The organism is Bradyrhizobium sp. AUGA SZCCT0160 (assembly GCF_018130105.1).
GTDB lineage: Bacteria > Pseudomonadota > Alphaproteobacteria > Rhizobiales > Xanthobacteraceae > Bradyrhizobium.
In genome coordinates, this window is sequence record NZ_JAFCMD010000005.1 from 153,403 (window position 1) to 176,724 (window position 23,322).

The following is a 23,322-nucleotide window of genomic DNA, read 5'->3' on the forward strand; positions in this document are numbered from 1 at the left end:
ACGAATCGAGTGAGAGTATCCCCAACGTGACTCCGTGGGTAAGAGTCCAGACCGTGAACGTGAATCTGGCTGTGCAAAAATGGGCGGATAACGCTCGCGCTCAGCGTCCGGTCGATCCAAATCCGCCAGCGCCGCGGTCGGTGGTCGATAGCGTCTCGACCTGGACCAGTTGCGCCTGCGTGACCGGCGCGATCACCATCTGCGCGATGCGTTCGCCGCGCCGGATCGGGAACGGCGCCTCGCCATGGTTGATCAGGATCACGTTGATCTCGCCGCGATAATCCGCATCCACCGTGCCGGGCGTATTGAGGACGGTGACGCCGTGCTTTGCCGCCAGCCCCGAGCGCGGCCGCACCTGCGCCTCAAATCCCCTGGGCAATGCGATGGCAAGGCCGGTGGGCACCATCGCATATTTGCCCGGGGTGAGGATCAGCGGCGTTTCCGCCGGCACCGCCGCCAGCAGATCCAGCCCCGCGGCGTCCGCGCTCTGATAGGCCGGCAGCGCGAGGCCCTCGGCGTGCGGCAATTGCATGATGTCGACCTTGACCGATGCGCTCACGAATTCTTCTCCAGTGATTTTGCGATCCGCGCCACCAGTTCGGTCGCGACCTGTTCTTTCGTCATGACCGGCCAGGAGTCCACTTCAATATTGTCCACTGCAATGTTACCGGCGCCGATTTCTTTGCCGGCGCGCTGCAGCAGGTGCACGGTGTTGCGGTCGCCGCCCATCACGCCGGTTGCCGGCGACACGTCATTGGCGACGATCCAGTCGCAGCCTTTGCGCGCGATCTTGGCCTTTGCGTTTTCGATCAGATGCTCGGTCTCGGCGGCGAAGCCGATCACCAGCGGCGGCCGCTTGTCCTTCATTTTTGAAATCGTAGCCAGGATGTCGGGATTTTCGACCAGCTGCAGCGGCGGCATGCCGGCCGATGTCTTCTTCAATTTCTGCTCGCCCTCATTGGCGACGCGCCAGTCGGCCACGGCAGCGGCGAAGATCGCGATATCCGCCGGCAATGCGGCCTCGACCCGATGCAGCATGTCGCGCGCCGATTCGACCCGGATCACCGTCACGCCTGCGGGATCGCGCAAGTCTACCGGGCCGGACACCAGCGTCACGTCGGCGCCCGCGGCCTGCGCCGCGGCGGCGATCGCAAACCCCTGCTTGCCCGACGAGCGGTTGGCGATATAGCGCACCGGATCGATCGGCTCATGGGTCGGGCCCGCTGTTATCAGCACGCGTTTTCCCAATAGCGGACGCGGGCGCGGCGGGCGCAGGATGTCTACGGCGGCAGCGGCAATTTCCACGGCCTCGGACATCCGTCCGACGCCGGCCTCGTTGGTTTCGGCCATCTCGCCGGCATTGGGGCCGATCATGGTGACCCCGTCGCGCCGCAGCTGCAGCACGTTACGGCGGGTGGCGGCGTTGTTCCACATCAAGGGGTTCATCGCCGGCGCCAGCAGGATCGGCTTGTCGGCAGCCAGCAGGATAGCGCTGGCGAGATCGTCGGCATGGCCATGCGCCATCTTCGCCATCAGGTCGGCCGTCGCCGGTGCGACCACGATCAGATCGCATTCACGCGCCAGGCGGATGTGACCGGCGTCGAATTCGCTGCCGGGGTCGAACAGGTCGGTATAGACGCGCTCATGCGACAGCGCGCTCGCCGACAGCGGCGTGACGAATTGCTGCGCCGCCTTGGTCAGCACGCAGCGCACCTCGATGCGCCGCTCCTTCAGCCGCCGGATCAGTTCGAGCGATTTGAAGGCGGCGATGCCGCCACCGATGATCAGCGTGACGCTGGCCTGATTGGCCGCATCGGCGATCGCCGGCGCGCGCGCGGAGGCTTCCGCAGGCGACGCCATGGAGGCAGACGGCGAGCCGGGAAAATCGGGGCGGCCCTGGATGAGTTCGCCCAGGATGACCCGGACTTCCTCTTCCACGGAACGGCCGTTGCCGGCGGATCGCAGCCGCAAATAGGCCTTTACGGCGTCGTCGAGCTTTCGGATGGTGAGGCTGGCCATGGGTCGCTCCAGGCAGGCATGATGTCAATGCTAGCATAGGATGCATGCATTGCAATCATATTTGCCGGACGGCCACTAGAATCCCGATGAAGGTCGCCGCGATGATCCAGAGCGCCACGGTGCGCCAGCGGCTCTTGCGCCCCTCGGCCCTGCCCAGCGCCGCAATCGTCTCCGGCGACAGCGTGACGCCCTCCCGGGTCATCTTCTCCAGTTGCTCCAGCACCGCCACCGAGCGCGTGGCGATGGCCGGCAGGCCCGTCAGCACGCGGCCAAGATCGCCCGCGCCGGACACCGCGCCCTGGATGCGGCCTATGGGTCCGAGATTGCGCTCGATCCATTCGCGCACCACGGGATCGGCGACCGTCCAGATATCGAGCTTGGGATCGAAACCGCGCGCCACCCCTTCGACCACCACCATGGTCTTTTGCAGCAGGATCAGTTCGGGGCGGGTCTGCATGTCGAACAGCCCGGTGACCTCGAGCAGCAAGGTCAGGAGCTTCGCCATCGAGATGTCTTCGGCGATGCGGTTGTGGATCGGCTCGCCGATGGCGCGGATCGCCTGCGCGAAATTCTCCACCGAGTGATGGCCCGGCACATAGCCGGCCTCGAAATGCACCTCGGCGACGCGGCGATAGTCGCGTGTGATGAAGCCCAGAAGAATTTCGGCGAGGAAGCGCCGCTCCTTCGGGCCAAGCCGGCCCATGATGCCGAAATCGACGGCGACCAGCCGGCCGGTGTCATCCAGGAACAGATTACCGGGGTGCATGTCGGCATGGAAGAAGCCGTCGCGCAGCGCGTGGCGCAGGAAACTCTGGATCACCTTGCGCCCGAGATCGGGCAGGTCGACCTGCGCTTGTGCGAGGCGCGCGTGGTCGTTGAGCGCGATGCCGTCGATCCACTCCATCGTCAGCACGTTGTGGGTGGTGCGGTCCCAATCCACGGCCGGCACGCGGAAATCCGGATCGTCGCGCGTATTTTCCGCCATCTCGGACATCGCGGCCGCTTCCAGCCGCAAGTCCATCTCCATCGCGACCGAACGCGACATCGTGTTGATGACCTCGATCAGCCGCAGCCGGCGCGCTTCAGCCGAATGCGCTTCGGCATTGTGCGCGACAAAGAAGAAATCAGCGAGGTCGCGGCGAAAACGCATGGCGACATTGGGGCGTAGCACCTTGACAGCGACCGATTTACGAACGCCATCGCGTGCGACTTCGCCGCGATGCACCTGCGCGATCGAAGCTGCGGCGACCGACGGCCCGAGGCTCGCAAACGCCTGCGCCACAGGGCGTTCCAGCGATGTCGCAATGACGGCCTCGGCCTCGATCTGTGAAAACGGCGGCAGCCGGTCTTGCAAGGCTTCCAGGTCGCGCGCCATCGCGACGCCGACCACGTCGGGCCGTGTTGCGAGAAATTGTCCGAGCTTGAGATAGGCGGGACCAAGCCGGGTCAGCGCCCGCGACAGCCGCGGGCCGGATTTGGCGCCGGGCCGCTCGATGATCCGCGCCAGTTTGAGCGCAAGTTGCCCGGGTGGCGGCACCAGGCTCGGATCGACCACGCCGAACACGCCCTCGCGTGCGAACACAAAGCCGGCGCGGACGAGCCGCGCGATGTGGGTCGCCGCAGAAATCACAAACGCCAGCCCGAATGCAGCGCCACGATACCGCCGGACAGGCTTTCCCATTTCACCCGCGAAAAGCCGGCGGCGCTGATCATCTCGGCAAAGGCGTTGGGTCTCGGAAATTTCCGGATCGATTCAACGAGGTATTGGTAGGACTCGGCGTCGCCGGTCACGGCGCGGCCGAGCGGCGGGATCACCTTGAACGAGAAAAAGTCATAGAGCCGGTCGAGCCCGGGCACATCGACGGTGGAGAATTCCAGGCACAGGAATCTGCTGCCGGGTCTGAGCACGCGATAGGCTTCCTTCAGCGCGGCATCGATCCGCGGCACGTTGCGGATGCCGAACGCGATCGTATAGGCGTCGAACGTGCGATCCGGAAATTCCAGCGCCTCGGCATTGCCCTCGACGAACGAAACCTGCTGGTCGAGATGCCGCGCCAATGCACGGTTGCGGCCGACGCCGAGCATCTCGGTATTGATGTCGCAGACCGTGGCGTGGAAGCCCGTGCCTGCCGCCTTGGCGGCGCGGAACGCGATGTCGCCGGTGCCGCCGGCAACATCCAGCAGCGCGAACGGCGCATCGCCCTTCGGCGGATTGAGCTTGTTGATCATGATGCCTTTCCAGGCCCGGTGCAGGCCCGCCGACATCAGATCGTTCATCAAATCATAGCGCGACGCCACGCTGTGAAACACGTCGTTCACCAGCGTCTGCTTGTCCCCAAGGGGGACGTCCCTGAAGCCAAAATGCGTCGTTTGGTCCGGCCGATCCATCAACTTATCTCCATGGCCTGACCATAGCGCGCCCGCCGCAATGGCGCTATCACGTCACCTTCATAAGGTGAATACCTGCATGCCTGAATTACCCGAAGTTGAGACCGTCCGCCGCGGCCTGCAACCCGCCATGGAGGGGGCCAAAATCGTCAAGGCGGAAGCCCGGCGGAAAGATCTGCGGTTTCCCTTTCAAAAAGACTTTATCGCGCGGCTGGAGGGCCAGACCGTGACCGGCCTTGGCCGCCGCGCCAAATATCTGATGGCGGACCTGACCTCGGGCGACGTGCTGCTGATGCACCTGGGCATGTCCGGCTCGTTTCGCGTGCTGGAAAACGGCGGCAGCAAGAATACACTTGGCCAATTCCATCTCCCGCGCAGCGAAGACCGCGCCCATGATCATGTCGTGTTCCACATGTCATCGGGCGCCTCTGTCGTGTTCAACGACCCGCGCCGCTTCGGTTACATGAAGATTATCGCCCGCAACGCGCTGGAGGATGAGCCGCTGCTGAAAGGGCTCGGTCCCGAACCGCTCGGCAATGAATTTGACGCGTTGATGCTGGCGCAATCCTGCCACAACAAGAAGACCAGCCTGAAGGCCGCTTTGCTCGACCAGCGCGTGGTGGCGGGACTTGGCAACATCTATGTCTGCGAAGCGCTCTATCGCGCCCATCTGTCGCCGCGCCGGCTCGCGGCGACCCTGGCGACGAAGAAGGCCGAACCGACCGAACACGCCAAGCGCCTGGTCGGCTCGATCCACGATGTCTTGAACCAGGCGATCAAGGCCGGTGGTTCCTCGATCAGCGACCATCGCCAGACCTCAGGCGAGCTCGGTTATTTCCAGCACTCGTTCCAGGTCTATGACCGCGAAGGCGAGAAATGCCAGACCGCGCGCTGCGGCGGCATCGTGCGGCGCTTCGTCCAGAACGGCCGCTCGACCTTCTGGTGCCCGAAATGCCAGAAGTAAAACGCGCCACGCGCCCCTGCCGTACAACAACAAAGAAACAGGAAACACCATGACTAACTGGCGGGATCGCGCGGCCACCACTTTTCAATGTCAGAAGCAGCCGGCGACTTCCAGCCGCGGCATGGTGGTGAGCAATCATCCGCTGGCCTCGAGCGCGGGAGCCGAGATGCTGGCGGCCGGCGGCAACGCCATCGATGCGGCGATTGCGACGCTGTTCACGCTGACGGTGGTCGAGCCGATGATGGTCGGCATCATCGGCGGCGGCATGGCGCATATCAGGCTTGCGGATGGCAGCCATCGCTTCATCGATGGCCAGAGTTCCGTGCCGCTTTCGGTTCGTCCCGACACCTACAGATCAAAGCCGGGTTCGGCGCATGACGTGTTCGATACCGTCGGCAGCGAAAACCTCAACGGCCCGAAAGCGGTCGCAACGCCGGGCTCGCTGAAGGCCTGGTGCGAGACGCTGCAACGATTCGGCACCATGAGCCTTGCCGATGTGATGCAGCCGGCAATCAAGCACGCCGCGCGGGGCTATGCCGCGACGCCCTATCTGCACGAATGCATCAGCGACAGCGCGGCTGAGATGCTGAAGGACAAGGCGATTTCGGCGGTTTTTCTGCCGAAGGGGACGCCGCTGAAACCCGGCGAGCGGGTGGTGCAATCGGAATATGCGGAAACGCTGACGTACATTTCGCAGCATGGCGCAGCGGCGCTGTATCAGGGGCCGCTCGGCGATATCCTGGTCGATTACATGAAGGCGAACGGCGGCTTCATCAGCCGTGAAGACCTCACCACCTACAGGACCGTCGAGCGCCAGCCAATCCGCGCCGACTATCGCGGCTGGCAAATTATGGGACCACCGCCGCCCGCGGCCTCCGGCGTGCACATCGCGCAGATGCTCAACATTCTCGAAGGCTACGATATCGCCCGACTTGGGTTCGGCTCGGCGGAAACGATCCACTACCTCGCCGAAGTGCTGAAGATCGCATTCGCCGACCGCGCAGCGGCGAGCGGCGATCCGGATTTCGTCAACGTACCGGTGGAACGGCTGACGTCGAAGGCCTATGCCGCGGAGCGCCGCCGCGCGGTCGATGCGGACCGCGCGCAGCCATGGAGCGCCCGTGTCGCGCAGCTCGAAGGCGCGCACACCACGCATATGACGGCGGCGGATGCGTGTGGCAACGTGGTCGCGACCACGCAGACCATCAACAATCTGTTCGGCGCCAAGATCATGATCCCCGGTCTTGGCGCCGTGCCGAACAATTACATGAACCTCTACGATCCCCGGCCCGGTCATGCGCTGTCGCTGGCGCCGGGCAAGCGCGTCACCACCTCGATGTCGCCAATGATGGCACTGCGCGACGGCAAGCTGGTCTATGCGCTCGGCCTGCCCGGCGGAAAGCGGATCTTTCCGAGCGCGATGCAGGCGCTGATCAATCTGATCGACCATGGCATGAGCCTGCAGGAAGCCGTCGAGGCGCCGCGGGTCTGGACCGAGGGCAATGCGCTTGAGGTGGAATCGGCGGTGCCGGAAAGCGTTCGCGCCAAACTCACAGCCATGGGTCACCGAGTGCAGGCGGTGCCGACGGTGGCCGGTGGCATGAACGCAATCCAGTTTCATGACGACGGCCGGATGTCGGGCGCAGCCTGCTGGCGAGCCGACGGCACACCGATCGGCATCGCGGGCGGCCTCGCGCGCGCCGGTGTGAGGTTCGGGCTGGCGTAAATTAGGTTTACTTCCTCACGCAGATCACGCGCACCACGGATGCTTTTGCGTCCGGTGATCCGCTGGCGCCGGTGACGCCATTGGCCTTGAGGAAATCGCGCACGGCATCTGATGTCACCAGCACCGCCTGTGCGGCGCCGTTCGCCGGCCCTGCGACGACCACCGGCTTCAGCAGCGCGATTCCGGCGAATTTGCCGTCGCCGTCGAGCGCGGCCGCGCCGGAAAAGCCGAGCGCGGGCGGCGGCGACAACGCTACGTCGCTGCTGCCGCCAAGTTGCGCGACCGAGGCCTTGACGCTGCTGACGGCACCGCCGCCGCCCTGGTTCTGTGGATCGGCAATGCCGGTCAGGTCGAGCGCCGTCTTCGAGGCGGCGTTGGCGAGATTGAGCGGCTTCAGTCCGCGCGCGCCATAGATGCGCAGCAAAGCGAGATCGTGCTCCTTGTCCTCGGCCACACGGTCGGCATTGCCGAAGCCGGCGATCGTGACCGCGACGCAGCCGTCGGTGATCTGGCGGTCGGCGATGATCGCGCCGTCGTCGCTGACCACGACGCCGGTGCCATATTCCACGGTCTTGCGCGGCGGGGGGGCTGCGACCTGCGGGCCGGTTGGAAACGCGTTGAACGCGCTCGACATCGCGATCACCACTGGCTCCACGGTGTTTTCCGTGGCCTGGTCGTAGAGGATGGTGAGGATGCGGACCTCATCGCCCTTGAAGGTGCCGCGCACATAGAACTTCTTCAGGCCTTGCAGGCCGGACAGCACGAAGAAGTCCGGCTTCACCACCGTGTAATCGATCTTGCGCTGGGCTTCCTTCTTTTCCAGCTCGGCGAGCTTGGCCGTGGTGGGGGTCGCTTCCTTGCGCCGCGCCAGTTGAATCTGAATGGTTCCGGTCGGTGACGTCCATTTGGTGCCGTTGGCATCGCTGGCCTGCTGCGGCACCAGCTTGGAGGGAATGCCGAGCCGCACGCCGGTGAGGGGATCGGTGACGATCTTCCAGCCGACATTTTCCTGTCGCTTCCTGGCGGTGTCGGCGAGGCTGCCGCGCTCCTGCGGATTGAGCACGCCGGTCTCCTTGGCCCCGCGGCTCTTCTGGAATTCCTTGATCGCCTTGACCATGCGCTCGCTGACATCGCCGGTGATCGCGCCATTGTACTGGCCAACCCAGGCGAGGTCGGATTGCAGCGCCAGTCGTTCGGCCTGCGACATCGCGTTGGCGGTCTCCTCGGGCTTTTGCAGCGCGGGCCGGATCGGCACCGTCGTGACCGGCTTCGGCTTGGCGCCGGCCGTCGACGGCGGCGTCAACTGGGCCTGAGCTGACGATCCCAAGCTCGCGAAAATGGCGGCCGAGACCATCAATGTTGCTGAAAACACCGATCTCATGACAAATCCCAAGGAAGACTGAGGGAATCGGGAGGGAATATTGGAGCGATCATTGACCTCGGGTCAATTAAGCACATCTGCTTGGTCAGCAACAACCGCGCTCCGGTTCACGGAACGGCGCATGGGAATAGATCGACGATGCTGACCGCCGACGAACTCGAACGCTATGCCCGCCACATCGTGCTGCGCGAGGTCGGCGGCCCCGGCCAGACCGCCCTGAAGGAGGCGTCCGTGCTGGTGATCGGCGCCGGCGGTCTCGGCGCCCCGGTCCTGATGTATCTCGCCGCCGCCGGCATCGGCACGCTCGGCGTGGTCGACGACGATATTGTCTCGCTGTCCAACCTGCAGCGCCAGATCATCCACACGACGCCCGATATCGGCAAGCGCAAGGTCGATAGTGCCGCGCAGCAGATCGACGCGCTCAACCCGCATGTCAACTTCGAGGCGCATGCGGTGCGCCTCGATGCTGGCAACGCGATGTCGCTGATCGGCGGTTATGATCTGGTGCTCGACGGGTCAGATAATTTCGAAACCCGCTATCTTGTTTCCGACGCCTGCTTCCTCGCGGCCAAGCCGCTGATCACGGCGGCGCTCGGCCAGTTCGACGGGTCGCTGACCACGATCCGGGCTCATGAACGGGGCGCTGACGGCGAGTTCAATCCGACCTATCGCTGTCTGTTTCCAGAGGCGCCGCCGCCGGGCACGGTGCCGGCCTGCGCCGAGGCCGGCGTGATGGGCGCGCTCGCGGGCATGCTGGGATCGATGATGGCGCTGGAGGCGATTCGCGAGATCGTCGGCTTCGGCGACAGCCTGGTCGGACGGCTGGTGATGGTGGACGCCCGCGCGATGCGGTTCGAAACCCTGCGCTACCGGCGCGATCCGGCCAACCCGCTCAATGGTGATGCGCCCACGATCACTGATCTAAGTGCGCACCGGTGAGGACTGGCGGCATCCGCCGTCAGTCGATGTCGGCAATCTGCTTCTCGTAGTCAGACGCGTTTGATTTGTCCGTCATGACCTGCGGGCAACGGAAGCAGGCCTCTTTGCCTTCCTGACGGAACCAGCGGCAGGTGGGGCGAATCTCGCAGGCGGGAAGCGCGTTCACGACAGCCGGGACGCCTTCAACGATCCTTTTGGCCAGACTGCAGGTGTTGCCCTTGAAATGCTTGCAGCCGCCGCTGGCGCCCGCGCAGGGTGCCGCGATGCGGAACAGTTCCGTGGGCTTGGCATCTCCCGCAAGGGCAAGGACCTGCTCGGAGATTGGCACGGTCTCGGTGAGATATCCGACCCGGTGCTGCTCCGGCGTACCGGTGATTACGCCAAAGATTCGGGCGCCCTCGTCGGTCGCCTGCGAACTCGGGCAGTCGATCTGCTTCTTTAAATCCTTGGACATGAATCCCTCTATCTCGCTGCGCGTGCCGGGTGAGCTGCGTCTATCCTGAAATGAAAAGGCGTCCGGGATGGCGTCCGACGCACGACGCGCCGAACGCCATCTCGTCTCTTGATCGACTCAGAATAGAACCGTCTTTGTGGGTACCGGCATCGTCGGCGTCGGAAATCTGCCGAAGATGGTGATATCCTTGATGATATCGCCCAGCGATCCGCGGTTGATCGCAGCCCTGAAACCGGCTGCGACGATTTCAAGCTGTTCCGGGGTGAGCTGAACCGGTGCTTCGAGCGCGGGCTTCGCAGGCTCGACTGCGTTAATGTCGGACTTCTTCATCTGTCTTCTCCTGTCGCGAGACGAAGGGGCCATCCGCTTCGGCTGCTACAGGAGGCTAGGGACAGGTTGGATGAGTTACCGTGATTTTGCTCACGGAACCCTCGCGCGCCGGCGAGTGGGGGCGCGAGGAACTCGTGCGGTTGCGTTCAGGCCCGCTTCTTCTCGCTGTCCAGATGCGCCATTTGCTCCGCCGCATAACGCGTGCCGGCGGCTGCATCCGGCGGGAATGCCTTCGCGAGCTTGTCCAGATGCGCCGCGGAAAGCCTCACATCGAGCGCGCCGAGCGCCTCCGTCAGGCGGTCGCGGCGGCGGGCGCCGACCAGCGGCACGATGTCATTGCCTTGCGCCGCGACCCAGGAAATCGCGACCTGCGCCACCGATACGCCGAGTTCGGCGGCGACCGCGCGCAGCGGCTCGACCAACGCCAGATTGGCGTCGAGATTGGCGCCCTGGAAGCGTGGGGTCATCTGCCGGAAGTCCTGCGCGCCGGACTTATCTTTCGACCAGTGTCCGCTGATCAGGCCGCGCGACAGCACGCCATAAGCCGTGATGCCGATACCGAGTTCGCGGCAGGTCGGCAGGATGTCGGCCTCGATGCCGCGCGAGATCAGCGAATATTCGATCTGCAGATCGGCGATCGGATACACGGCATGGGCGCGGCGGATGGTGTCGGAGCCGACCTCGGACAGGCCGATATGCCTGACATAGCCGGCCTTGATCATGTCGGCGATCGCGCCGATCGTGTCTTCGATCGGCACCGCCGGATCGAGCCGCGCCGGCCGGTAGATGTCGATGTGATCGACGCCGAGCCGCTGCAGCGAATAGGCGATGAAATTCTTCACCGCTGCGGGGCGGCAGTCGATGCCGATGAAGCCACGCGCCGGATCGCGTAGCGCGCCGAACTTGACGCTGATCTGCACATCGTCGCGGTTGCGGCCGGCGAGCGCTTCGCGGATCAGCATTTCATTGTGGCCCATGCCATAGAAATCACCGGTGTCGATCAGGGTGATGCCGGCGTCGAGCGCGGCGTGGATGGTCGCGATGCTCTCGCCCCTGTCGGCCGGACCATAAAAGTCCGACATGCCCATGCAGCCGAGTCCGATGGTGGCGACGTCGGGGCCGGTTTTGCCGAGTTTGCGGTGTTCCATGGTGGTGCTCCTCGTATTGGCGGCGGGGATTCCCGCGCCGGGTTGACGAGGCTGGTATGGCCGATCGCGATTACAGCGATAAGCTGGACAATACTTAATAGCTTGTTCAGTATACCGAACAATGCAGGATTTTGACCTCCGCGATCTCGATGCGTTCGTCGCCGTGGCGCGCACCAGGAATTTCCGGCGCGCTGCGATCGAGCAGCGCGTCTCCGTCTCGAGTCTCAGCCAGCGGCTACGCGACATGGAGGAGCGGCTTGGCGTCCGCCTGATGAACCGCACCACCCGCAGTGTTGCGCTAACCGAAGCCGGCGAGCTGCTGCTGGCCCGGGTCGGGCCGGCGATGTCGGATGTCGGCGACGCGCTGGATCAGGTGCGCGGTCTGCGCGGCGTGCCGTCGGGGCGCTTGCGGATCAATGCGCCGCCGCCGGCGATCGATCTGGTGCTGGCGCCGATGGTCGCGCCGTTCCTCGCAAAATATCCGCAAGTTGAACTGGAGATCGTTGGCGAGAGTGCATTCGTCGATATCGTCGCCGGCGGTTTCGACGCCGGCGTGCGCTACGGCGAGCATCTGGCGCAGGACATGATTGCGGTTTCGCTCGGGGCGCCGCAACGCTACGCGGTGGTGGCGTCGAAGGAATATGTGGCGCGGCACGGCAAGCCGATGCAGCCAAAGGACCTGCTCGATCACGCCTGCATACGCACCCGCTTCGGCAGCGGCGCCATGCTGGATTGGGAATTCGAGAAGGCGGGGCGTGTCGTGGTGGTTTCGCCGCCAGCAAAACTGATCGCGACCTATCTCGGCCTCGCGCTGCGCGCCGTCCATGATGGGATCGGCTTCTGGTTGACGTTTGAAGGTTATGTACGCTTTGGCATCAAATCTGGTGCGCTGGTCAGCGTGCTCGACGACTGGTGCGCGCCGTTTCCCGGACCGTTTCTGTACTACCCGAGCCGCCGCCAGCCGCCGCCGGCGCTAGGCGCGTTCGTCTCGTTTGTCGGGGAATGGCGCAAGCGCGAGAGACGTAAAGAAAAGACGGCGTAGCTTCCGCGCGAGGGAGTCACGTATTTTACAAGTCCGGCGGACCGGCCATGAGGCCTGATCCGCCGTACTCGTATTTTCCAAGGCGGAGGACTGCGTCTTGGTAATCCGCTCAGTGCATTCGGACTTACGGACTTACTTCTTCAGGCTGGCGAACATGAACTTGACCTCGAGGATCTGTTCATACTGCTCCTTGGTCACTTGAACCCGGTCCTTGCCACCCGAGACGGCGGTGAGTTCTTCGTCGGAAAGCACATCGATCTGAGCATTCTGGGTATTCATGGCAGTTCTCCATTTGGCAGGTGAGCGCGACAACCGCGTTCGTTTCCTGTGATTTGGAGAATGCCTGAGACCGGACCACAGCGCTGTTCCCCAAGTGACAGGCTGAAACGGCGTGTCCGGGCGAGCAGGCGACGGGCTAAGCCGGTGGCCACTTCAATATCTGCGGCTCGCGCAGGTCGTTGTAGCCGATTACGATCGCGGCGCGTTGTTCCGGGTCGCACTCGCTCAGATATCGCTGCTGGCCGCCGACATAGCGCTGGCTAGACGGCGAAGCCGGATCGGACGCGCCAAAATCCGCACCGCGCTGCGCGCCGCGCGGCACGGAAACATTGAAGTCGACCTTCAGAAATATCGAGAGATCCCAATAGGCCCGAAGCTCGGGGCGGTGCAGGAAGATGCCGTCAACGATCAGCGCGGCGGTTGGCGACGCTTGCTGCGTGACCGGCTCGAACGGCCGGTCGTTGTCGAGATCAAAACGCCTTGCGACGTATCGACCGGAGCCGCCGGGGCTCAAGGGATCGAGCAACAACGTCCGAAATGAATCGTAGTCGTATGAGTCGAGATAAAAGCCATCCGGCGAGTACCGCCCCCGCGCATAACGGACGGCGCGGGGATGATGGAAATCGTCGACGGAGGCGCGGATCGTCGGGCGGCTTTGTGCTGCCACGAGCGGCGCCAGCACATCCGCCAGCGTGGTCTTGCCCGCGCCATCGACACCATCGATCGCGACGCGGATAATCCGCGTGGGATGCCGTGCGACGATGGTGGCGGCGAGACGGTTCAGCAGGGATGCGTGGGCTTCCCTCACATCATCCTCGCTGTGTTGGTTCACAGCATGCTGGGCAGCACGCGGTCCGGCGGCTTGTGGTTGTCGAGGAAGGTCCTGATATTGATGATCACCTTCTCGCCCATCTCGACGCGGCCCTCGATCGTGGCCGAGCCCATGTGCGGCAGCAGCGTGACCTTGCCGGCCCTGGCCAGCCGAACCAGTTTTGGATTGACGGCGGGCTCATGCTCATAGACGTCGAGGGCGGCGCCGCCGATCTCGCCACCTTCGATCAGCTTGATCAGCGTATCCTCGTCGATCACCTCGCCGCGCGCGGTGTTGACGATATAGGCCTCTTTCCGGATCAGTTTTAAGCGCCGCGCCGACAGCAGGTGGAATGTCGCCGGGGTGTGCGGACAGTTCACCGAGATGATGTCCATCCGCGCCAGCATCTGGTCGAGGCTTTCCCAATAGGTCGCGCCCAATTCGTCGGCGATCATGGGCGCGACGGGGCGGCGGTTGTGATAGTGGATCTGCAGGCCGAAGGCGCGCGCCCGGCGCGCCACTGCCTGGCCGATGCGGCCCATGCCGATGATGCCGAGGCGTTTGCCGCCGATGCGATGACCGAGCATCCAGGTCGGCGACCAGCCCGGCCAGTTCTTGCCGTCGGTGAGGATAGAGGCGCCCTCGATCAGCCGCCGCGGCACCGCGAGAATCAGTGCCATGGTCATGTCGGCGGTGTCTTCGGTCAAAACCTTCGGCGTGTTGGTCACGGTGATGCCGCGCGCATGCGCCGCCGTGACGTCGATATTGTCGACGCCATTGCCGAAATTGGCGATCATCCGCAGCTTGCAGTCGGGCTGCTTGAGGATTTCCTCGTTGACCAGGTCGGTCACGGTCGGCACCAGCACGTCGGCGGTACGGACCGCCTCGGCGATCTGTTCCGGCGTCATCGGCGTATCGTCGAGATTTAACCGCGCGTCAAACAGTTCGCGCATCCGGGTCTCGATCGAGTCCGGGAGTTTGCGGGTGACGACGACGAGAGGCTTTTTCTTAACCGACATGTCCTGCTCTCATGAGGCAATGGCTCGCCCAACCTTTGACGAGTCAGAAGCTTCGCCGTTGAGGCCTCATTAACCTGGTTGTTCGACACTGCACTCGCTGCGCGGTTCGAACGGCTACCTGGTCGTTTCCTTGGGTTTCCTTAGCGCTCCCCTGGGTTCCCCGATCCTTACCTCGGGGTTGCCAAGGGAAGGGTCAAGGTAATCAGGGAAATTCGGCCGTTCTGGTTCTCAAGCGTTCCGTCCTCTCTAGCAGAAGGCCGGGCCAAGACAAGAACCCCTCGGGAACGACAATCCGAGTTGCGACCAAGGCGGGCAATGGGGGACTCAAGTCTAAGGGTCTTGGGCTTAAGGGTCTTGGGTTTCGGGCGTTGAGTGGATTGTTTCAACTCGAAGAATTCGAGTTGAGGTTTTCGGGAGGAGACGAGTTGATGGCGTTGGGGCGTTTCTGTTCGATGGCAGTGCTGGCAGGGTGCATGCTGGGTGCGTCGGTCAGCACAGGTTTTTCAGCCAAGGAAGCGGGCTCTACCACCAGCGGCCTCCCGCTGCCGCGTTATGTCAGCCTCAAATCCGATCATGTGAATGTCAGAGCCGGTCCGACCAAGGACAATGACGTCGCCTGGGTCTACACCCGCTCCGGCCTGCCGGTCGAAATAACCGCTGAATTCGAGAACTGGCGCCGGGTGCGCGATTCCGAAGGCGCCGAGGGCTGGGTCTATCACTCCCTGCTGTCGGGCCGCCGCACCGCCGTCGTCACCATGAAGACCAAGGACGAACTCGCGCCACTCTACGATCGCGCCGATCCGTCCAGCGCGGTCGCCGCGCGCCTGCAGGCCGGCGTCGTCGCCCAAGTCAAGAAATGCGCCGCCGGCTGGTGCCGCGTGATCGGCAACGGATTTGACGGCTGGATCGAACAGCAGCGGCTGTGGGGCGTCTACGCCGACGAGAAGGTGGATTGAGTTAAGGCGTCGAGCAATAAACTCTTATGTCGTCCCGGCGAAGGCCGGGACCCATACGCCGCGGCCCCTCGATAAAGCACTCAACCAGACGCCTTCCCTCAACAACAAACATTTGTGGTTATGGGTCCCGGCCTTCGCCGGGACGACAGTTAGCGCTTCTTGCGCAGCCGCACGACCATGTCGACGCGGGCGATCTCGTAGCCTTCGGGCACGTCGGGCATCCGCGACAGCACCAGATGCGGATCGGGAATGTCGACCAGCTCGTGATTGTTCTCGAGATAGAAGTGGTGATGCGCCGTCACGTTGGTGTCGAAATAGGTCTTGGTGCCGTCAACGCTGACCTGGCGCAGCAGGCCGGCATCGGTGAGCTGGTTGAGCGTGTTGTAGACGGTGGCGAGCGAGACCGGCACCTTGGCCAGCGTCGCTTCCTCGTACAGCATTTCAGCGGTCAGATGCCGCGCGCCCTTGCCGAACAGCAGCCAGCCGAGCGCCATGCGCTGGCGGGTCGGCCGCAGGCCGGCAGCTTGCAGCATTTCATTGACGTCATGCCAGGGACAGCCGGTCAACGCCGGTTGATGTCCGGCGGCACGGGCGGCCGGATCCATCGCAGCTAAGTCAGCGGCGTCGTCGTTCACAGTCGAGACCTGGTCGTTCATTTCCACTTCGGTACCACGCTGACAAACTTGGGCAATATTCTTGCCCAATATAAAAGGAAATCCTTTAGATGCAAGTTTTTCGCAACTAGAACGATCCCAAGGTTAAGGCGGAACCCACGATGGGATATGGTGTTTTTAGCCCGTATCCAGTGCTTTGCCGCCCGCCAATGCCTATGTTACAGAGCGCGCGGACCACATATGCATATTCGGCAGGGACATTTGCCGGTGGCACCCTAAGTAGCGCCAATTTGCGGGAACAGACAGTCTTCCGCGGGAAACCGGTCCGGTTCGCTCGAAAGCGCTCATCGGGACATCTGAGAGAGGCTGAAACGATGCTGGATCGCCGCGGCGGTTACGAATACGAGGATTTGCTGGCGTGCGGCCGTGGCGAACTATTCGGCCCGGGAAATGCGCAATTGCCGCTGCCGCCGATGCTGATGTTCGATCGCATCACCGAAATTTCCGAAACCGGCGGGGAATACGGCAAGGGCATCGTTCGCGCCGAACTCGACGTGAACCCGGATCTCTGGTTCTTCGGCTGCCATTTCAAAGGCGATCCGGTGATGCCGGGCTGTCTCGGCCTCGACGCGCTGTGGCAGATGGTCGGCTTTTATCTCGGCTGGACTGGCGGCGAGGGCCGCGGCCGGGCGTTGGGCCTCGGCGAACTGAAGTTCTCCGGTCAAGTGATGCCGAACGTCCGCAAGATTGTGTACAACGTCGATATCAAGCGTGTGATGCGTTTAAAGCTCTGGCTGGGTATCGCCGACGGCTGGCTTTCGGCCGACGGCGAGATTATCTATCGCGCGAAGGATCTGAGGGTGGGGCTGTTAAAGCAGGGTGCCGCATTGCCGGGAGCGTAAGTTACCCGCTCTCCAATGAGGCGGCATTCGGTTTGATGGCGGCTATCACACAAAACGCAAACGACAGGACGAGGCGATCATGAGGCGGGTTGTCATCACGGGGATGGGCATCGTCTCATCCATCGGAAATAACACCCAGGAAGTGCTTGCGAGCCTTCATGAGGCGAAATCCGGGATCACGCGCTCGGAAAAATACGCCGAGCTCGGCTTCCGATCGCAGGTGCAGGGCGCTCCGTCCCTCAATCCCGCCGATGTCATCGACCGGCGCGCGATGCGCTTCCTCGGCGAGGGCGCGGCGTGGAATCACATCGCGATGGAGCAGGCGATCCAGGATGCCGGTCTCAGCCCGACCGAAGTTTCCGACGTCCGTACCGGCATCATCATGGGCTCCGGCGGCCCGTCCGCGCGCACCATCGTCGAAGCGGCCGATATCACCCGGACCAAAGGGCCCAAACGCGTGGGGCCGTTCGCGGTGCCGAAGGCGATGTCGTCGACCGCCTCAGCCACGCTGGCGACCTGGTTCAAGATCAAGGGCGTGAACTATTCGATCTCGTCGGCCTGCGCGACCTCCAACCATTGCATCGGCAATGCCTATGAGACGATCCAGATCGGCAAGCAGGATGTGATCTTCGCCGGCGGCTGCGAGGAACTCGACTGGTCGCTGTCGGTGCTGTTCGACGCCATGGGCGCGATGTCCTCGAAATACAACGCCACGCCCGCCACCGCGTCGCGTCCCTATGACGTCAGCCGCGACGGCTTCGTCATTGCGGGCGGCGCCGGCGTGGTGGTGCTGGAAGAGCTCGAACACGCCAAGGCGCGCGGCGCGCGCATCTACGCCGAAGTGGTTGGCTATGGCGCGACGTCTGACGGCTACGACATGGTGGCGCCCTCGGGCGAAGGCGCCGAGCGCTGCATGCGGATGGCGATGGAGACCGTGAAGACGCCGATCGACTATATCAATCCGCACGCCACCTCGACGCCCGCCGGCGATCCGCCCGAGATCGAGGCGATCCGCAAGGTGTTCGGCACCGGCGAAAAATGCCCGCCGATCTCGGCGACCAAGGCGCTGACCGGCCATTCGCTCGGCGCCACCGGCGTTCAGGAAGCGATCTATTCGCTGCTGATGATGAACAACGGTTTTGTCTGCGAGAGCGCCAACATCACCGAGCTCGACCCGGTGTTTGCCGACATGCCGATCGTGCGCAAGCGCATCGACAACGCCAAGCTCGGCACCGTGCTGTCGAACTCGTTCGGTTTCGGCGGCACCAACGCCACGCTGGTGTTCAAGCGCATGGATGCGTGATTGTCATGCCCCGCGAAAGCGGGTCATCCAGTACGCCGCGGCTTCTCGATTCAATTACTGATATCTCTGGAATACTGGGTCGCCCGCTTTCGCGGGTGACGACAGTTGGGCCTATCCAGCCGCGATTTTCTCTGCGCGCTGAAATGCCGGGCGGGCCGCGCATCGATCGATATAGGCGTCGAACGACGGCCGTGACGGCACCATCTTGAACAGCCGCACGGCGAAATTCAGCCCGGAGCCAATGATGATGTCGGCTGCGGAAAAATTGTCGCCGAGGATCCATGGACCTTTCTCCAGCGCATTGTCGAGCACGTCGATCACGCGTTGCGAATCGCCCCAGCCGGCCGCGACCGGATTCATTTCGATCTTGGTCGCGAGCTGCACGATCGCAGGTTCGATACAACCGGGGCTGAAGAACAGCCAGTAGAGATACTTTGCGCGCAGCGGATCTCCGAGCGGCGGCGCCAGCTTCGCTTCCGGATAGCGCTCGGCGACATAGGCCGCGATCGCGGCGGCTTCGGCAAGCGTGGCCTCGCCATCCCGGAGCGCCGGCACCTTGCCCATCGGATTGATCGCCAGGTATTCGAGCTTACGCTGTGCGCCGGTCGAGATGTCCGTCAGCACGCGTTCATAGGGTTGCCCGGTTTCTTCGAACAGCCACAGCGAGGAAAACGAACGCGAGCGGGGCGACCAATAAAGCTGCATCATGGCGGAACCTTTCATCGGCGGAGGCGGACAATGCCACCTTCATTGCGCGTCTGACGCGAATTGGCAACGCACTACGCCTAGGACGAACGGTTCAACGTCAAGCGATATATTGGTCAACTTTATTTCGTGCGGTCGACTGGCCGGCGATCCCGAGCGAATCGCGGAGAGCCAGCTGCCACCCTGCTCAATTGTCTTTGGGGTAGTTGGGCACCAGGAGGCATGGCTGGCAAATATTTGGCTAGCAAGAAATAAGGCGCGGCTGTGAGGCCTTCGTTATCGCGCCCGCGATGTTCGCGGCCGGGGTTTCGCCTTGCGCTGTTCGCGCAGGGCGTCGGCGGCGAGGCACACCACTTCCGAGATTTGCTGGAGCTGTGCGGCCAGCGGGCTTGTCTTGCGCCACACCATGCCGATGGTCCGCGACGGTTGCGGATTAGAGAACCGCGCGACCGAGACCTGTGCCGAGCGGGTTTCCACCGTGACCGCCATTTCCGGAATCAGGGTGACGCCGATGCCGGCGCCGACCATCTGCACGAGCGTGGACAGCGAGCTTGCATCCAGCACCTCGCGCGGCGGCGACTGCATGTTGCAGAACGACAGCGCCTGGTCGCGGAAACAATGTCCCTCTTCGAGCAGCAACAGCCGCATCTCCCGCAGCGTCTCGTGGCTCGGCACCGGCGTGCCCTCGTCCTCGCCCGGCCGCACCAAGAGGAAGTTCTCGGAAAAGCAGGCGACCTCGGTCAGCGACGGCTCCGATACCGGCAATGCCACGATCGCCGTATCGAGCCGGCCTTCGGTCACTTCCTTGATCAGCTTCGGCGTCAGCGTCTCGCGCACGTGGATGTCGAGTTCCGGATGCATGCGCGCGAGGTTCTCGATCACTTTCGGCAACAGATAGGGCGCGATGGTTGGGATCATGCCGATGCGCAGCCGGCCGGCAAGCCGGTCCTGTGCCGCGCGCGCGAAATCGCCGAGTTCATCGACCGAGCGCAGGATTTCGCGGACACGCTGGACGATCTCCTCGCCGAATTTCGTCAGCGTGATCTGTCGCGCGCTTCGTTCCAGCAGCGCGCCGCCGAGCGCTTGCTCCATTTCCTTGATTTGCATCGACAGCGCCGGTTGCGAGATCGAACAGGCTTCCGCCGCGCGCCCGAAATGGCCGTGACGGGCCAGCGCATCAAAATAACGAAGCTGCCTCAGCGTCATCTGGATCATCAGAATATCTTATCGGTTCGATCATTAAAATCAACTTCCACTGATGGAAAGCGGCTCTTAGAGTGCTTCCAATCTTCAGGAAGCGGCCCTTAGGAGGCAATCATGGACGACAAAACAAAATGCCCGTTCTCGGGCGGAAAACGCGGACACTCGAACCGCGATTGGTGGCCGGACGCGCTGGACGTTTCGTTGCTCCACCGCAATTCGGCTCTGTCCGATCCGATGGGCGAGGCGTTCGATTACGCCAAGGAATTCAAGACCCTCGACCTCAATGCCGTGGTCAAGGACCTGACCGCTTTGATGACGGAATCGCAGGAATGGTGGCCGGCCGATTTCGGTCACTATGGCGGTCTGATGATCCGCCTGGCGTGGCACAGCGCCGGCACCTACCGCATCACGGACGGCCGCGGCGGCGCCGGGGCCGGTCAGCAGCGCTTCGCGCCGCTGAACAGCTGGCCTGACAACGCCAACCTCGACAAGGCGCGCCGGCTGCTGTGGCCGATCAAGCAGAAATACGGCCGCAAGATCTCGTGGGCCGACCTGATGGTTCTCGCCGGCAACGTCGCGCTCGAATCGATGGGCTTCAAGACGTTCGGCTTCGCAGGCGGCCGCGCCGATGTCTGGGAGCCGGAGGAGCTGTTCTGGGGCCCTGAGGGCACCTGGCTGGGCGACGAACGCTACAGCGGCGAACGCGAACTCTCCGAGCCGCTCGGCGCCGTGCAGATGGGTCTCATCTACGTCAATCCGGAAGGCCCTAACGGCAACCCGGATCCGCTCGCGGCGGCGAAAGATATCCGCGAAACCTTCTTCCGCATGGCCATGAACGACGAAGAAACCGTAGCCCTGATTGCCGGCGGCCACTCCTTCGGCAAGACCCACGGCGCCGGCGATCCGTCGCTGGTGGGCTCCGACCCGGAAAGCGGCGCGCTCGAGGATCAGGGTTTGGGGTGGAAGAGCAAGCACGGCACCGGCATCGGCGCCGACACCATCACCGGCGGTCCGGAAGTCACCTGGACGCAGACGCCGACGAAGTGGAGCAATCTCTTCTTCAAGAACCTGTTCGAGAACGAATGGGAACTGACCAAGAGCCCGGCCGGCGCCAAGCAGTGGAAGGCGAAAGGCGCCGAAGCCACGATTCCGGACGCCTACGACGCATCGAAGAAGCATGTGCCGACCATGCTGACCACCGACCTGTCGCTGCGCTTCGACCCGGCTTACGAGAAGATCTCACGGCGCTTCCACGAAAACCCGGACCAGTTCGCGGATGCGTTCGCGCGTGCCTGGTTCAAGCTCACGCACCGTGACATGGGCCCGGTCGCGCGCTATCTCGGCCCGCTGGTGCCGAAGGAAACGCTGATCTGGCAGGACCCGATCCCGGCGGTGGATCATCCGCTGATCGGCGATGCTGATATCGCCACGCTGAAGACCAAGATTCTCAGCTCGGGCCTGTCGGTGTCGCAGCTGGTTTCGACCGCATGGGCGTCGGCATCGACGTTCCGCGGCTCCGACAAGCGCGGCGGCGCCAATGGCGCGCGCATTCGTCTCAGCCCCCAGAAGGACTGGGAGGTCAACCAGCCGGCCGAGCTGAACACGGTGCTGCAGAAGCTGGAGGCGATCCAGAAGGAATTCGGCAAGAAGGTTTCGCTTGCCGACCTGATCGTTCTCGGCGGCTCGGCTGCGGTTGAAAAAGCCGCCAAGGACGCCGGCGTCGACGTCACGGTGCCTTTCACGCCGGGGCGCATGGACGCGTCGCAGGATCAAACCGACGTCGCTTCCTTTGCTCCGCTCGAACCGCGTGCCGACGGCTTCCGCAATTATGTCAACACCAAGCGGCATCAGTTCATGGAGTTCGAGGAAGCGCTGATTGACCGTGCGCAATTGCTGCGGCTGACGGGGCCCGAGATGACGGCGCTGGTCGGCGGCCTGCGCGTCCTCGGCGCGAATGCCGGGGGCTCCAAGCATGGCGTTTTCACCAGCAAGGTGGGGACATTGACGAACGATTTCTTCGTCAATCTGCTCAGCATGAGCACGGAGTGGCAGCCGTCGAGCGAAAATCTGTACGAGGGCCGCGACCGCAAGACCAAGGCGGTCAAGTGGACCGCCACCCGCGTCGACCTGATCTTCGGTTCGCATTCGCAGCTTCGGGCCTTCGCCGAGGTCTATGCGTGCGCGGACTCCAAGGAGAAGTTCGCCAAGGACTTTGCGGCTGCCTGGACCAAGGTGATGAACCTCGATCGGTTCTGATCATCCGAGCACTGCACGAACGCAGCACTGACAAAAAAGGGCGGCTCAAGAGCCGCCCTTTCGCTTTCGGAACGAAGCGCGCGATCAAACGCCGAGGGTACCGGCCTTCGCCGCGGCATAGCGCTCGGCGATCTTGGCCCAGTTCACCGTGTTCCACCACGCCTTGAGATAATCGGCGCGACGGTTCTGGTAGTTGAGATAATAGGCGTGCTCCCAGACGTCGTTGCCGAGCAGCGCGCGCTTGCCGTCCATGATCGGACTGTCCTGGTTCGGGCGGGTTTCGATCGCAAGCTTGCCGTCCTTGGCAACGGTCACGAACACCCAGCCGGAGCCGAACTGGCGTCCGCCGGCGGCGTTGAAGTCGTTCTGGAATTTTTCCATGCCGCCGAGGTCCTTGTCGATCGCGGCCAGCACCTCGCCTTCCGGCTTGCCGCCGCCCGGCGCCATGATTTCCCAGAACATGGTGTGGTTGGCATGGCCGCCGAGATTGTTGCGCACGCCGAATTTGATGTCGTCGTTCAGGGCGTTCAAATTGCCGAGAATATCCGTCACCTTGCTGGTGCCGAGCTGCGCATTGGTCTTGGCGAGGGTGTTCAGGTTGTTGACGTAAGCGGCATGGTGCCGGCCATGGTGGATTTCCATGGTCTTGGCATCGATATGCGGCTCAAGCGCGTTGAAGGCGTAAGGGAGCGGCGGCAGCGTGAACGGACCTGCCGCGGCCGGGGCAGCCGCAGGTGCCGGTGCGGCGGCCTGGGCAAAGACGACACGCGGTGCCGCCGCGACGGCTACGAGGCCGGCGGCGGCGCTGAAAAAATGACGGCGCGAAAGTGCGGACATAAGTCTCTCCCTGCGTGACGAGCCTGCTTGCTCGATTCGGACGATT

Annotated in this window: 23 protein-coding genes; 8 read left to right on the forward strand and 15 right to left on the reverse strand. The window is 63.5% G+C overall.

Annotated features, from left to right (window positions below; translation table 11 throughout):
- Positions 1 to 100: 100 nt before the first annotated feature.
- Genes dut through ubiE form a run of 4 tightly spaced genes read right to left on the reverse strand, consistent with a single transcriptional unit; the run spans position 101 to position 4,407 of the window.
- Positions 101 to 559 carry a dUTP diphosphatase gene (dut, locus tag JQ558_RS10690; protein ID WP_212293608.1) on the reverse strand — a complete coding sequence of 153 codons (459 nt, stop codon included), beginning with the start codon at positions 557 to 559 and terminating at the stop codon, positions 101 to 103.
- The gene (coaBC, locus tag JQ558_RS10695) at positions 556 to 2,019 is read right to left on the reverse strand and encodes a bifunctional phosphopantothenoylcysteine decarboxylase/phosphopantothenate--cysteine ligase CoaBC (protein WP_212210017.1); all 1,464 of its coding nucleotides are present in this window, start codon (positions 2,017 to 2,019) and stop codon (positions 556 to 558) included. The genes dut and coaBC overlap by 4 nt, the downstream gene beginning before the upstream one ends.
- Positions 2,020 to 2,074: 55 nt before the next feature.
- The gene (ubiB, locus tag JQ558_RS10700; protein ID WP_212210037.1) at positions 2,075 to 3,649 is read right to left on the reverse strand and encodes a 2-polyprenylphenol 6-hydroxylase; all 1,575 of its coding nucleotides are present in this window, start codon (positions 3,647 to 3,649) and stop codon (positions 2,075 to 2,077) included.
- The gene (gene ubiE, locus JQ558_RS10705; protein WP_212293609.1) at positions 3,646 to 4,407 is read right to left on the reverse strand and encodes a bifunctional demethylmenaquinone methyltransferase/2-methoxy-6-polyprenyl-1,4-benzoquinol methylase UbiE; all 762 of its coding nucleotides are present in this window, start codon (positions 4,405 to 4,407) and stop codon (positions 3,646 to 3,648) included. The genes ubiB and ubiE overlap by 4 nt, the downstream gene beginning before the upstream one ends.
- Positions 4,408 to 4,486: 79 nt before the next feature.
- Between ubiE and mutM the strand changes: the two genes are divergently transcribed.
- Together mutM and ggt are read left to right on the forward strand one after the other, a co-directional pair.
- Positions 4,487 to 5,371, forward strand: coding sequence for a bifunctional DNA-formamidopyrimidine glycosylase/DNA-(apurinic or apyrimidinic site) lyase (gene mutM / locus JQ558_RS10710; protein ID WP_212293610.1), 885 nt, complete (start codon positions 4,487 to 4,489; stop codon positions 5,369 to 5,371).
- A gap of 49 nt (positions 5,372 to 5,420) precedes the next feature.
- A complete protein-coding gene (gene ggt / locus JQ558_RS10715) occupies positions 5,421 to 7,097 on the forward strand; it encodes a gamma-glutamyltransferase (RefSeq protein WP_212210014.1) in 1,677 nt (558 codons plus the stop codon).
- 7 nt (positions 7,098 to 7,104) lie between these two features.
- Here ggt and JQ558_RS10720 read toward each other — a convergent pair whose 3' ends face one another.
- The gene (locus JQ558_RS10720; protein WP_212293611.1) at positions 7,105 to 8,478 is read right to left on the reverse strand and encodes a serine protease; all 1,374 of its coding nucleotides are present in this window, start codon (positions 8,476 to 8,478) and stop codon (positions 7,105 to 7,107) included.
- Positions 8,479 to 8,616: 138 nt separating this feature from the next.
- On the opposite strand from JQ558_RS10720, the gene JQ558_RS10725 reads away from it, so the two are divergent.
- Entirely contained in the window at positions 8,617 to 9,417 is an 801-nt protein-coding gene (locus tag JQ558_RS10725) for a molybdopterin-synthase adenylyltransferase MoeB (RefSeq protein ID WP_212276797.1), read from the forward strand.
- Between the two features lie 19 nt (positions 9,418 to 9,436).
- Here JQ558_RS10725 and JQ558_RS10730 read toward each other — a convergent pair whose 3' ends face one another.
- From JQ558_RS10730 to JQ558_RS10740, 3 genes are all read right to left on the reverse strand, one after another.
- Complete coding sequence (locus JQ558_RS10730) at positions 9,437 to 9,871, reverse strand: hypothetical protein (RefSeq protein WP_192736253.1); 435 nt, start codon at positions 9,869 to 9,871, stop codon at positions 9,437 to 9,439.
- A 117-nt stretch (positions 9,872 to 9,988) separates the two neighbouring features.
- Positions 9,989 to 10,201 carry a hypothetical protein gene (locus tag JQ558_RS10735; RefSeq protein WP_192736254.1) on the reverse strand — a complete coding sequence of 71 codons (213 nt, stop codon included), beginning with the start codon at positions 10,199 to 10,201 and terminating at the stop codon, positions 9,989 to 9,991.
- Between the two features lie 146 nt (positions 10,202 to 10,347).
- A complete protein-coding gene (locus JQ558_RS10740) occupies positions 10,348 to 11,349 on the reverse strand; it encodes an aldo/keto reductase (protein WP_212293612.1) in 1,002 nt (333 codons plus the stop codon).
- Positions 11,350 to 11,470: 121 nt separating this feature from the next.
- Here JQ558_RS10740 and JQ558_RS10745 point away from each other — a divergent pair, with 121 nt between their 5' ends.
- Positions 11,471 to 12,391: a LysR family transcriptional regulator gene (locus JQ558_RS10745; RefSeq protein ID WP_212293613.1), complete on the forward strand. Its 921-nt coding sequence runs from the start codon at positions 11,471 to 11,473 to the stop codon at positions 12,389 to 12,391.
- A gap of 132 nt (positions 12,392 to 12,523) precedes the next feature.
- On the opposite strand, the gene JQ558_RS10750 is transcribed toward JQ558_RS10745, so the two are convergent.
- The 3 genes from JQ558_RS10750 to JQ558_RS10760 form a co-directional block, all read right to left on the reverse strand.
- On the reverse strand, positions 12,524 to 12,670 hold the full coding sequence (locus tag JQ558_RS10750) for a bacteriocin (protein WP_212210010.1): 147 nt from the start codon (positions 12,668 to 12,670) through the stop codon (positions 12,524 to 12,526).
- A gap of 136 nt (positions 12,671 to 12,806) precedes the next feature.
- Entirely contained in the window at positions 12,807 to 13,478 is a 672-nt protein-coding gene (locus JQ558_RS10755; protein ID WP_212276793.1) for a uridine kinase, read from the reverse strand.
- 20 nt (positions 13,479 to 13,498) lie between these two features.
- Positions 13,499 to 14,500: a D-glycerate dehydrogenase gene (locus JQ558_RS10760; protein ID WP_212293614.1), complete on the reverse strand. Its 1,002-nt coding sequence runs from the start codon at positions 14,498 to 14,500 to the stop codon at positions 13,499 to 13,501.
- A 428-nt stretch (positions 14,501 to 14,928) separates the two neighbouring features.
- On the opposite strand from JQ558_RS10760, the gene JQ558_RS10765 reads away from it, so the two are divergent.
- Positions 14,929 to 15,456 carry an SH3 domain-containing protein gene (locus JQ558_RS10765; RefSeq protein ID WP_212210007.1) on the forward strand — a complete coding sequence of 176 codons (528 nt, stop codon included), beginning with the start codon at positions 14,929 to 14,931 and terminating at the stop codon, positions 15,454 to 15,456.
- 149 nt (positions 15,457 to 15,605) lie between these two features.
- On the opposite strand, the gene irrA is transcribed toward JQ558_RS10765, so the two are convergent.
- Positions 15,606 to 16,061 carry an iron response transcriptional regulator IrrA gene (gene irrA / locus JQ558_RS10770; RefSeq protein ID WP_283813786.1) on the reverse strand — a complete coding sequence of 152 codons (456 nt, stop codon included), beginning with the start codon at positions 16,059 to 16,061 and terminating at the stop codon, positions 15,606 to 15,608.
- 383 nt (positions 16,062 to 16,444) lie between these two features.
- Here irrA and fabA point away from each other — a divergent pair, with 383 nt between their 5' ends.
- Positions 16,445 to 16,972 carry a 3-hydroxyacyl-[acyl-carrier-protein] dehydratase FabA gene (gene fabA, locus JQ558_RS10775; RefSeq protein WP_192736260.1) on the forward strand — a complete coding sequence of 176 codons (528 nt, stop codon included), beginning with the start codon at positions 16,445 to 16,447 and terminating at the stop codon, positions 16,970 to 16,972.
- A 79-nt stretch (positions 16,973 to 17,051) separates the two neighbouring features.
- Positions 17,052 to 18,275, forward strand: coding sequence for a beta-ketoacyl-ACP synthase I (gene fabB, locus JQ558_RS10780; RefSeq protein WP_212210006.1), 1,224 nt, complete (start codon positions 17,052 to 17,054; stop codon positions 18,273 to 18,275).
- Between the two features lie 111 nt (positions 18,276 to 18,386).
- Here the strand turns inward: fabB and JQ558_RS10785 are convergent, their stop codons facing one another.
- Together JQ558_RS10785 and JQ558_RS10790 are read right to left on the reverse strand one after the other, a co-directional pair.
- Positions 18,387 to 18,983: a glutathione S-transferase family protein gene (locus tag JQ558_RS10785; RefSeq protein WP_212210005.1), complete on the reverse strand. Its 597-nt coding sequence runs from the start codon at positions 18,981 to 18,983 to the stop codon at positions 18,387 to 18,389.
- A 273-nt stretch (positions 18,984 to 19,256) separates the two neighbouring features.
- The gene (locus JQ558_RS10790) at positions 19,257 to 20,195 is read right to left on the reverse strand and encodes a LysR substrate-binding domain-containing protein (RefSeq protein WP_212293615.1); all 939 of its coding nucleotides are present in this window, start codon (positions 20,193 to 20,195) and stop codon (positions 19,257 to 19,259) included.
- A gap of 102 nt (positions 20,196 to 20,297) precedes the next feature.
- Between JQ558_RS10790 and katG the strand changes: the two genes are divergently transcribed.
- A complete protein-coding gene (gene katG, locus JQ558_RS10795; protein ID WP_212210003.1) occupies positions 20,298 to 22,439 on the forward strand; it encodes a catalase/peroxidase HPI in 2,142 nt (713 codons plus the stop codon).
- An 84-nt stretch (positions 22,440 to 22,523) separates the two neighbouring features.
- Here katG and JQ558_RS10800 read toward each other — a convergent pair whose 3' ends face one another.
- The gene (locus JQ558_RS10800; RefSeq protein WP_212276791.1) at positions 22,524 to 23,276 is read right to left on the reverse strand and encodes a superoxide dismutase; all 753 of its coding nucleotides are present in this window, start codon (positions 23,274 to 23,276) and stop codon (positions 22,524 to 22,526) included.
- Positions 23,277 to 23,322: the final 46 nt, after the last annotated feature.

What these genes read in the sequence shown, in the direction of transcription:
- coaBC (WP_212210017.1), bottom strand. Translation starts at nt 2,019, where the DNA reads ATGGCCAGCCTCACCATCCGAAAGCTCGACGACGCCGTAAAGGCCTAT.
- ubiE (WP_212293609.1), bottom strand. Translation starts at nt 4,407, where the DNA reads ATGGATCGGCCGGACCAAACGACGCATTTTGGCTTCAGGGACGTCCCC.
- mutM (WP_212293610.1), top strand. Translation starts at nt 4,487, where the DNA reads ATGCCTGAATTACCCGAAGTTGAGACCGTCCGCCGCGGCCTGCAACCC.
- ggt (WP_212210014.1), top strand. Translation starts at nt 5,421, where the DNA reads ATGACTAACTGGCGGGATCGCGCGGCCACCACTTTTCAATGTCAGAAG.
- JQ558_RS10720 (WP_212293611.1), bottom strand. Translation starts at nt 8,478, where the DNA reads ATGAGATCGGTGTTTTCAGCAACATTGATGGTCTCGGCCGCCATTTTC.
- JQ558_RS10725 (WP_212276797.1), top strand. Translation starts at nt 8,617, where the DNA reads ATGCTGACCGCCGACGAACTCGAACGCTATGCCCGCCACATCGTGCTG.
- JQ558_RS10730 (WP_192736253.1), bottom strand. Translation starts at nt 9,871, where the DNA reads ATGTCCAAGGATTTAAAGAAGCAGATCGACTGCCCGAGTTCGCAGGCG.
- JQ558_RS10735 (WP_192736254.1), bottom strand. Translation starts at nt 10,201, where the DNA reads ATGAAGAAGTCCGACATTAACGCAGTCGAGCCTGCGAAGCCCGCGCTC.
- JQ558_RS10740 (WP_212293612.1), bottom strand. Translation starts at nt 11,349, where the DNA reads ATGGAACACCGCAAACTCGGCAAAACCGGCCCCGACGTCGCCACCATC.
- JQ558_RS10745 (WP_212293613.1), top strand. Translation starts at nt 11,471, where the DNA reads ATGCAGGATTTTGACCTCCGCGATCTCGATGCGTTCGTCGCCGTGGCG.
- JQ558_RS10750 (WP_212210010.1), bottom strand. Translation starts at nt 12,670, where the DNA reads ATGAATACCCAGAATGCTCAGATCGATGTGCTTTCCGACGAAGAACTC.
- JQ558_RS10760 (WP_212293614.1), bottom strand. Translation starts at nt 14,500, where the DNA reads ATGTCGGTTAAGAAAAAGCCTCTCGTCGTCGTCACCCGCAAACTCCCG.
- JQ558_RS10765 (WP_212210007.1), top strand. Translation starts at nt 14,929, where the DNA reads ATGGCGTTGGGGCGTTTCTGTTCGATGGCAGTGCTGGCAGGGTGCATG.
- irrA (WP_283813786.1), bottom strand. Translation starts at nt 16,061, where the DNA reads ATGGATCCGGCCGCCCGTGCCGCCGGACATCAACCGGCGTTGACCGGC.
- fabA (WP_192736260.1), top strand. Translation starts at nt 16,445, where the DNA reads ATGCTGGATCGCCGCGGCGGTTACGAATACGAGGATTTGCTGGCGTGC.
- fabB (WP_212210006.1), top strand. Translation starts at nt 17,052, where the DNA reads ATGAGGCGGGTTGTCATCACGGGGATGGGCATCGTCTCATCCATCGGA.
- JQ558_RS10785 (WP_212210005.1), bottom strand. Translation starts at nt 18,983, where the DNA reads ATGATGCAGCTTTATTGGTCGCCCCGCTCGCGTTCGTTTTCCTCGCTG.
- JQ558_RS10790 (WP_212293615.1), bottom strand. Translation starts at nt 20,195, where the DNA reads ATGATCCAGATGACGCTGAGGCAGCTTCGTTATTTTGATGCGCTGGCC.
- katG (WP_212210003.1), top strand. Translation starts at nt 20,298, where the DNA reads ATGGACGACAAAACAAAATGCCCGTTCTCGGGCGGAAAACGCGGACAC.
- JQ558_RS10800 (WP_212276791.1), bottom strand. Translation starts at nt 23,276, where the DNA reads ATGTCCGCACTTTCGCGCCGTCATTTTTTCAGCGCCGCCGCCGGCCTC.